The 6,312-nt window shown below is 50.4% G+C and carries 7 protein-coding genes; 3 read left to right on the top strand and 4 right to left on the bottom strand.

Annotated features, from left to right (window positions below):
- The 3 genes from D6029_RS21815 to D6029_RS21805 all read right to left on the bottom strand — a co-directional run.
- Nucleotides 1–561, bottom strand: a 561-nt coding sequence (locus D6029_RS21815) for an NAD(P)-binding protein (protein ID WP_120066771.1), incomplete at its 3' end; no start/stop codon positions are given.
- A gap of 8 nt (nt 562–569) precedes the next feature.
- On the bottom strand, nt 570–1,046 hold the full coding sequence (locus D6029_RS21810) for an ester cyclase (protein WP_120066770.1): 477 nt from the start codon (nt 1,044–1,046) through the stop codon (nt 570–572).
- Between the two features lie 12 nt (nt 1,047–1,058).
- Nucleotides 1,059–2,486, bottom strand: coding sequence for a gamma-aminobutyraldehyde dehydrogenase (locus D6029_RS21805; RefSeq protein ID WP_120066769.1), 1,428 nt, complete (start codon nt 2,484–2,486; stop codon nt 1,059–1,061).
- Between the two features lie 243 nt (nt 2,487–2,729).
- On the opposite strand from D6029_RS21805, the gene D6029_RS21800 reads away from it, so the two are divergent.
- Nucleotides 2,730–3,455, top strand: coding sequence for a FadR/GntR family transcriptional regulator (locus D6029_RS21800; protein WP_120066768.1), 726 nt, complete (start codon nt 2,730–2,732; stop codon nt 3,453–3,455).
- Between the two features lie 14 nt (nt 3,456–3,469).
- Entirely contained in the window at nt 3,470–4,162 is a 693-nt protein-coding gene (locus D6029_RS21795) for a cache domain-containing protein (RefSeq protein WP_418230283.1), read from the top strand.
- Between the two features lie 30 nt (nt 4,163–4,192).
- On the opposite strand, the gene D6029_RS21790 is transcribed toward D6029_RS21795, so the two are convergent.
- Entirely contained in the window at nt 4,193–5,671 is a 1,479-nt protein-coding gene (locus tag D6029_RS21790; protein ID WP_120066766.1) for an APC family permease, read from the bottom strand.
- 247 nt (nt 5,672–5,918) lie between these two features.
- On the opposite strand from D6029_RS21790, the gene D6029_RS21785 reads away from it, so the two are divergent.
- A partial coding sequence (locus tag D6029_RS21785) for a helix-turn-helix domain-containing protein (RefSeq protein WP_147365255.1) occupies nt 5,919–6,312 on the top strand: 394 nt, incomplete at its 3' end.

The following is a 6,312-nucleotide window of genomic DNA, read 5'->3' as shown; positions in this document are numbered from 1 at the left end:
AAAAAACACGCCACGGCTGAGATTTAAGTCCGGGTAGAAATTCACCTCAAAACTTTGTTTCATGCGCGTGACGCTGACGCCCACCGTGGACATTAGCCCGTTGACGACATCGCTAAAGTTGCGCGTCGGCGATTGAAACGCTTCGCTGCCGCCGTAACCGATGATTTTTTTGCCGCCAGAGCTAAATTCATTGCGCTTGGCATGGCCGCCAAAATCATCATGGTTGTCGAGCACCAGCACTTTGCTCTCTTTGCCCATCACATCACGCCAGAAACTGGCGGCGGCTAAACCACTCAGCCCGCCGCCGACAATCACCAAAGCGTATTCTTCTTCAACAGGAAGATGGTCAGTGCTGAATTTTTCATGGTCACGCCCCACGGCATGCGCCATTTCAAAAGACCCCGGATGATTACCGCGCAGCCCGGTGAGCTGCGGCGGATAATATTCTTCACCCGTCACCGCGCTGGCTTGACCGGCCGCTTTTGCAAAATCTAATGGCGTCATCCCTGCGGCGATAGTAATGGCCACTCCGTTAAGAAAATCACGTCTGGTAATCGACATAAGCGACCTTATTTATTCTTTGGTTTTAATTCTTCATCGAGTTTTTTGGAGTCGTAATAATCACCCTGCCAGGTGATTTTCCCGTTGTTAACGGTGATATAACTCACGCCTTCAAATTTGATGGGGTTATTGGTTGCCGGGCTTCCCGCCCATTCGCCGCTGTTTTTGCCGCTAAATTCCCAACGAAAAGCGATGGTGTCGTGGTCATAAACTGGCTTGCTGGTCATCTTCCAGGTTAAGTCCGGCACCGCTTTAATAAAGGCACCAATCACCTCTTTTTCGGCGTTGCTTTTGCCATTCACCGGCGTGCCGCTTGCGGCGTCGTAATACACCACGTCAGGAGCCAGATATTGCGCGGCTTTGGCGGCGTCATGGGCGTTCCATGCAGACATATAATCTTTAACCACGGCTAACGGCGATGCGTCGGCCAGGGCAAAATTTGAGAATAGTACAAAAGAGAGCGCAGCGGCTTTTATTGCTTTCATTTCATCACCTTATTATTCGGAAACGTCGCACATGATGTGTTTTACGCGGGTGTATTCGTCCAGCGAGTAAGAGGACAAATCTTTGCCATAACCGGATTTTTTAAAGCCGCCGTGGGGCATTTCTGCGCATAACGGAATGTGGTTGTTAATCCACACGGTGCCGAAATCCAGGCGAATGCTGAAGCGCTGGGCGCGACCATGGTTGCTGGTCCAAACGCTCGACGCCAGGCCGTATTCCACGTCATTGGCTTTATCGAGCGCTTCGGCTTCGGAACTGAATTTCTGCACCGTCATCACCGGGCCAAACACTTCGTGTTGAATGGCTTCGTCGCGCTGTTCAAGGCCGGAAATAATCGTCGGTTCAAAGTAAAAACCTGGGCCTGCGCCCGGCTTGCCGCCGGTTTCGATTTTGGCGTGTGCCGGGAGGCGGCTAATAAACCCTTTCACCTGCTCAAGCTGGCTGCGGCTGTTTAATGAACCGTATAGCGCGTCTTTGTTTTCAGGCGTTCCGAAGGTGATTTCGCGGGTTTTGCTCACCAGTTTTGCGACGAACGCTTCATAAATGGAATCTTCAATCAGGATGCGCGTGGCGGAAGTGCAATCTTGCCCGGCGTTGAAGAACCCGGCGGTGGTGATGGTATCGACGGCTTTGTTGAGGTCAGCATCGGCAAACACAATCACTGGCGCTTTGCCGCCGAGCTCGAGATGCGCTTTGGTGAGGTTTGCCGCCGCAGAGGCCGCGACTTGTAAACCGGCGCGTACCGAACCGGTGATCGACACCAGCGAGGCTTCCGGGCTGGAAACCACCAGCGAGCCGGTTTCCGCTTTGCCGAGCACCACGTTAAATGCGCCCTGTGGGAAAATCGGTGCGGCAAGCTCGGCGAGAATTAATGTGCTGATAGGCGTGGTGTCGCTCGGTTTGAGCACTACGGTATTGCCCGCCGCCAGCGCCGGGGCAATCTTCCATACAGCCATCATAAACGGGTAATTCCACGGCGTGACCTGGCCGACAATCCCCAACGGTTCGCGGCGAATGGTGGACGTTAAACCGGCGGCATATTCATAGGACGCTTTGCCTTCAAGGCAACGGGCGGCACCGGCAAAGAAACGCAGTGCATCGCACGACGCGGCAATCTCTTCTTTCTCAATGAAGTGGCGCAACTGCCCGGTTTCTTCGCTTTGCGCGGTAACTAAGCGCTCGACGTTGCGTTCAATTTCATCTGCCAGTTTTAACAGCGCGAGCTGCCGTTGCGCAGGAGTGGAATGTTTCCACACCGCAAATGCGCTTTTCGCCGCACTGTACGCCTGCCCCACTTCGTCCGACCCGGCACTTGGCGACAACGCGTAAATTTCCCCGTTAACCGGGCTGACCAAATCAAACAGGTTATCCTGCGAACCCGCGACATATTGCCCATTGATAAAGTGCTGCAAAACTTTCATCGTGCTCTCCGCTCGTTAAAACATAAACTATATTATGTAATATGTTTAGAGGGAGATTAATTCAATAACAATTTACTAACAATATGATATACATCCCGTTTCGGAGTGATTATTTACGCTGCAATGGCGTGGCTTATACAAGTGAAGCGCCTGCACACGAATACTTAAGGCTTCCTTCATTAACAGGGGGGTGTATGCTATGTTTTATCGTTCGTCTAAGGGATTATTTTACCAGGGAAAACTATGATTACTCATGCGGTGATATTCGCGCCCATCGGTCAGGCCAGCCGTTCAGATCAAATCGTTCAGCGACTTTCCAATGCCATTATTACCGGCCTGCTTGAGGCCAATGAGCAACTGCCTAATGAAGCGGATTTGGCAAAAATGATGGGGGTTTCCCACATCACCATCCGCGAAGCGTTGAATACTCTGCGCGCCAATAATTTAATCCACACGGTGCGTGGGCGTAATGGCGGGAGTTTTGTTTGCGAGCACGTCTGGGAATCAAGCCAAACGCTTAATCCTTTTAAAACGTTAAGCACCGATTACCTTTCCGACCTCGGTGAAATGCACTGCGCGATAATTAGCCACAGCGCCAGACTCGCCTCACGCAGAATGACCGATGCGGATATTACCCGCCTGCGCGAATTTGTGGCGGTTCTGGAATCGGCCCAATCCCCAGAAGCACGCACTCAGGCGGATATGCGCTGTTTGTTAGCGATTGCAGCGTGTTCGCAATCTGCCCGCCTCGCCAACCAGGAGCTGATTTTGCAGTCTGAATGGTCATCACTGGTGGCTATTTTGTTCCGCGCAGACAATATCCATCGCGAAATTGTTGAGCTGTACACTACGCTAATTGACACCCTGGCTTCGCATAATGAAGCCGAGTCTGTTAATAGCGCCAAGAAATTAATCGACACGTTTACTTTCTATCTGATAGAAAATAAATTGAAGCACAATATAAAATAACAATAGGCATGTTTATGCTAACAACATCACTCCGTAACCTAAGCGAAAAAATAGACCGCATCATTAATTCAACGATAGATTCCACCGGCAAACTGGCGAAGGATATTGAATCTACGCTGGCTGAAATCGACGGCGTGAATCTTGAGCATCTGCTGGAACCTTCCGTCAGAAAGACCATTCAGGAACACATTAAAAAAACGTTAAACAGCCATGTTTATTGTTCAGGTGCCGGGTTTGCCAGCCACATTGAAGGCACGGGAAACAATAAGGAATTTTGGCTGCTGGAGTGGTGGTATAAAAAGGCAGACGGCGTTAAGCAGGTAAACCTCGACTTAGACCAGGCGACACAACAGCGCCTTGATTTCCGCACCTTTGAATGGTTTAAGAAAGCCCCTACCGTGGGCAATGCGTTTATTCACGGGCCGTATGTCGATTATATCTGCAACACTTCTTACACGATTACTTCTGCCGTTCCGGTCTATTTCAATCAGCAATTCTTAGGCGTGGCGGCGATTGATTTATTGGTGAGCCGTGTCGAAGAAGAGTTATTACCTTACGCTGCGAATGATAAAGTTTTTCTTACCAATAAAGAGCGCAGAATTATTTTTTCATCTCATCCGAGATTCCGGGTTGGCGACTTATTGGATTTGAATCAGGCAGAATTGGTGCATGAAAGTGATTACTTTAACTTATATCAGGCAACGTAAAATCGGGCGGGTTAATACCCGCCCTTTTTATTAATTTTCTTGTGCGTTCAACTTCTGTGCATACTCAATCGCATCGTTTTCGGGTGCATTCGAACGGCCAAACGGTTTGGTGATAAACATATAAAGCAGACCGGATACAATCACTATCGCCAGCCCGACTAACACCGTCCAGCGATCCACAAAGCTGTCGCCTGCGGCAGGTTGCGCCAGTAACCAAATCCCGCAGATACCATACGCCAGCGCCAATACGTTAACGATGATTCCCCAGGAACCGACCGTCCATTCCCCTGCTGGCTTCCAGCCTTTCAGGCGTTGACGTAACGCGGCGAGCACCACCATCTGGAAGGAAATATAGATGCCGATCACTGCAAACGCAGTAATACGCGCCAGGCTATCCGGCTGGAAATAAACCCAGACGCAAATAATCACCGGCAATAAACAACTCACAATCATGGCGTTATCCGGCACGCTGTGTTTAGAGATTTTCGACATCCACTCACTGCCCGGCAACATGTTATCGCGGGAGAAAGAGAAGATCAGGCGGCTCAATGCCGCTTGCAAGGACAGAATACAAGACAGCATGGCAATAATCGCCACTACGATAAATATCGTCGCCCCGGTTTCACCCAACGCCTGATTCAGAATTGTTGGAATCGGATCTGCGATTTTGCCATTAACAATATCGAGCAAGTCTGGAGAAGACAGCAGATAGCCCAGAATCGAAATCACCGCTGAAATAGCGCCAAACACGATACTTAAAATCATTGCGATGGGAATCTTCTTGCCTGGATTTTTCACTTCTTCCGCCACGTTGCCGCAGGCTTCAAAGCCAAAGAACATAAACAAGCCCATTAATGATGCTGACATAAACGCGGTGGTGTAATTGCCGTCGGCAGAAAGCACGCCCATGGAGTCAAATACCACGGAGAACGGTTGCGCACGATGGAAGATTAACAGGTAAATCCCCAGCGCAATCACGCTGACAATTTCACACCAGAAACCAATCTTAGCGACACGAGCTAAGTTTTTCGTCCCGGACATATTCACCGCCATCATGATAAGCAGCAACACGACGGAGGTGATCATCATATTCCCGGCGCTGGTAGCGTAGTGGAATAACGAGGCGACAAACGTGGCGGTATATTCGGCAATCGAAGTAATCGTCACCACTAACGCCCAGAGATAAATCCACGCCGCAATCCAGGCATATTTTTTGCCCCACAATCTTCTCGCCCATGGATATAAGCCGCCAGTAATCGGGTATTGCGAAGCCACTTCACCAAATACTAACGCCACCAGCAATTGACCGCAGGCGACAATCAGAATCCACCAGATTGCCGGTGGCCCCGCGAGCGTCACCGCCAGGGCAAATAGCGAATAAACAGCCGTCAGTGGCGAAAGGTACGTAAATCCTAATGCGAAGTTAGACATCAGCCCTATCGAGCGGTTGAATTGCTCGCCTTTAACTGGCTGATGTTGAAGATTTTCTTTGTCTGTCGTCTGTTCCATATCTTTTCTCTTTATGTGGCATAGGTGCAGGCAGTGTGTGTATTTTATAAAACATAATATGTTATATGTATACGTGCAATGTCACATAATTGTTAAAGATGTGGTGGAGTTTTTAACAGAAGGAATTCGAGGATGCTGACGGTGTTGTAGGGTGGATAAGCGCAGGGTACAAACCGGACACATGGGTAACACTTTAGACCGGACACATGGGTAACAGTTATAAACGGCATAGCAGAGGAGACTCACTATGCCCTGGACTGAGACCCGCCCCATGCAACGTCTTGATTTCATCCGTGCCTGCCACGCAGGCACGGCTCCTGTTTCCGAACTGTGCCGTCACTTCGGCATCAGCCGTAAAACCGGGTATAAATGGCTGCAGCGTTTTAACCCCGACGACCCGGCCTCTCTTTTTGACCAGCCCCGCGCCCGCCTCACGCATGATGAACGCCTGCCTGCCGGGATTGTTCAGCAGCTTATCGATATGCGCGTACGGCACCCCGACTGGGGGCCGAAAAAAATCCGCGCCTGGCTGATGAATCATCAGGCGCCGTTTGATGTGCCGGCCGCCAGCACCATCGGCGATATCCTGAAGCGTGAAGGGCTCGTTATTTCCCGCCCTCATCGCCGTCGCACGCCCGGAA

Origin of the sequence: Buttiauxella izardii (genome assembly GCF_003601925.1) — a bacterium.
Classification (GTDB): Bacteria; Pseudomonadota; Gammaproteobacteria; order Enterobacterales; family Enterobacteriaceae; genus Buttiauxella; species Buttiauxella izardii.
Note: the sequence above shows the minus strand (reverse complement) of the source record. Positions and strands in the feature narration are given on the sequence as shown.

Excerpts from the sequence above, each read along its gene's own strand:
- D6029_RS21795 (WP_418230283.1), top strand. The coding sequence starts at position 3,470 with ATGCTAACAACATCACTCCGTAACCTAAGCGAAAAAATAGACCGCATC.
- D6029_RS21805 (WP_120066769.1), bottom strand. The coding sequence starts at position 2,486 with ATGAAAGTTTTGCAGCACTTTATCAATGGGCAATATGTCGCGGGTTCG.
- D6029_RS21810 (WP_120066770.1), bottom strand. The coding sequence starts at position 1,046 with ATGAAAGCAATAAAAGCCGCTGCGCTCTCTTTTGTACTATTCTCAAAT.
- D6029_RS21790 (WP_120066766.1), bottom strand. The coding sequence starts at position 5,671 with ATGGAACAGACGACAGACAAAGAAAATCTTCAACATCAGCCAGTTAAA.
- D6029_RS21800 (WP_120066768.1), top strand. The coding sequence starts at position 2,730 with ATGATTACTCATGCGGTGATATTCGCGCCCATCGGTCAGGCCAGCCGT.